Source organism: Streptomyces sp. NPDC049577, from assembly GCF_040675635.1.
Classification (GTDB): domain Bacteria; phylum Actinomycetota; class Actinomycetes; order Streptomycetales; family Streptomycetaceae; genus Streptomyces.
Genome location: NZ_JBFAPH010000573.1, coordinates 1 through 2,194, shown reverse-complemented (window position 1 = coordinate 2,194; position 2,194 = coordinate 1). Strand labels below are relative to the sequence as shown.

The window sequence follows — 2,194 nt, the reverse complement described above, 5'->3', positions numbered from 1 at the left end:
GCGAGCGTCGCGGTGAGGCCGACGAGCGCCCTGCGGCGCCCGGGCGTGCCGGAGCGCGCCCGCAGGAACCAGCCGGCGGCGGCCACCGCGGCCAGCGCGACCCAGAGGTTCGGCATGATCTCCGGGCCGCTCAGCACCGTGATCCACAGAGTGGTGAACAGCAGGGCCGCGAGCGCCGTCCGCGCCCGGCCGGCCAGGGGCTCCCACACCGCGAACGCGGCGTACAGGGCGGCCGAGGAGAGCGCCACGAGCACCAGCCGCAGCGCCGTCGTCGAGGACGTCAGCGCGATGACGGGCGCCACCAGGAAGCTGACGCCCCGGGAGCGGGGCGCACTGAAGAACGCGGCCGGGTTGCGGGGGTCGACCTGCGAGAGGTAGACGGTCTCGTCCCAGCCCAGGTCCATGTGCGCGACGGCGTAGCAGGTCTGCAGCACGGCGTAGGCGAGCGCGACGGCCAGGAGGGCCGGGGCGGGCAGGGCGCGGAGGGCGGGGCGACGACCGGGGGTTGCCATGCGGCCTCTTTTACCGCATGCGGCTGTGCGGCCCCCGGGGAGGCCGCCCCTTACGAGCCCGGCGACGCCTCCGGTGCCACCTCCGGCGGCTCCGCCTGCCTCGCGCGCTCGCGGGACGCGTCGATCTCGGCCTCGGCGGCGGCGCGGTCGGCCCAGCAGGCTGTGTCGACGGATTTGCCGGGTTCGAGCTCCTTGTACACCTCGAAGAAGTGCTGGATCTCCAGCCGGTCGAACTCGGGGAGGTGTCTGAGGTCGCGGACGTGCTCGTGCCGGGGATCCCCGGCGGGCACGCACAACACCTTGTCGTCCTCGCCCTGTTCGTCCCGCATCCGGAACATCCCGATGGCGCGGCACCGGATCAGGATCCCGGGGAAGGTGGGCTCACCCGCGAGCACCAGCGCGTCCAGCGGATCGCCGTCCGCGCCGAGCGTCCCGTGGATGTAGCCGTAGTCGGCGGGGTACCGCGTCGAGGTGAACAACAGCCGGTCCAGCCGGATCCGCCCCCACTCGTGGTCCATCTCGTACTTGTTGCGGCTGCCTTGGGGAATCTCGACGACGACGTCAAACTCCACGGGTCCTCCTCCGGAGGGGGCTCGGCCGTAAGTTCCCATGGTGACGCGTGGGGGCCCACCTGACCATGGGGCCTCCGGCCGGGGTGGCGGTTCTCCGGGAAAGCCCTCGGCCTCGCCAGTGGCGCTCCGTCAGTCCGCGCCCAGGCGGGACGGTTCCAGGGAGCGGCGGGGGTCCGGCACGAGCCGGGGGCGTGGTCCGGGTGAGGGCGCCCCGGGCTCGGGCCGCTCCGGGGTGCGCCGGAGGGTGAGGATGACGACGCCCGCCGCCGCCAGGGCGCCCGCGGCGCCGGCGAGGAGGGTGCCCGCGGGGCCGTAGCGGAACGCCTCGCCGAGGGCGAGGACGCCCACGGCGGCCGCGACGACCGGGTTGACCACGGTGACGGTGGCCAGGGGCGCCGCCAGTCCGGCGCCTCGGTAGGAGGCCTGGGACAGGAGCATGCCGCAGGAGGCGAGCAGCGCGATGGCGCCGAGGGCGGGCGGCAGCGCGCCCGTGCGGTGCGCGGCGAGGTCGTCGGCGGCGGCCTTGGTGAAGACGGACGCCATGCCGAAGGCGGCCCCGGCGCCCGCCGCCAGCAGGACGCCGCGGACGACCGGGCGGCGTCGCACCCATGCCACCCAGCGCGTCACGCAGACGAGCGCGGCCACGGCGGCGAGCACCACGCCGGCCAGCACCGGCCGGTCCGCGCGGGCGAGCGACTCGGCGCGCGGCGGTCCGGTCAGGGCGAGCAGTCCGGCCAGGCCGGCCGTGGCCAGCAGGGCGCCGCGCCAGCCGGCGCCGCGCACGGGTCTGCGGGCGGCGAGCGCGGCCATGGGCAGCGCGAAGACGATGGTGAGCGCGCCGAGCGGCTGCACCAGGCTCAGCGGTCCGCACGCCAGCGCGGCCACGTGCAGCCCGGAGCCCGCGCCCGTGAGCGCGACCGCGGCCCACCTCGCCGGCCGGCGCACCGGCGCGAATCCGGCCCGGCGCGGGTCCGTCGCGGCGACCCGCTCCTGGACGATCGCCGCGGCCGCGTAGCAGACGGCGGACACCAGGCACAGCAGTACCGACGCCAGCAGTCCTCTCATGTCCTCCACCATGCCCGCGCGCCGGTGGCGCCCGCATCGTCCCTG

The 2,194-nt window shown here is 76.2% G+C and carries 2 protein-coding genes and 1 pseudogene; all 3 read right to left on the bottom strand.

What is annotated here, in order from left to right:
* Window positions 1-512 (bottom strand): annotated as a pseudogene (locus AB0K09_RS32785) (hypothetical protein); the annotation flags it as partial.
* A gap of 50 nt (window positions 513-562) precedes the next feature.
* The gene (locus AB0K09_RS32780) at window positions 563-1,084 is read right to left on the bottom strand and encodes an inorganic diphosphatase (RefSeq protein ID WP_366069038.1); all 522 of its coding nucleotides are present in this window, start codon (window positions 1,082-1,084) and stop codon (window positions 563-565) included.
* A gap of 129 nt (window positions 1,085-1,213) precedes the next feature.
* Window positions 1,214-2,194, bottom strand: a 981-nt coding sequence (locus tag AB0K09_RS32775) for a DMT family transporter (RefSeq protein WP_366069037.1), incomplete at its 5' end; no start/stop codon positions are given.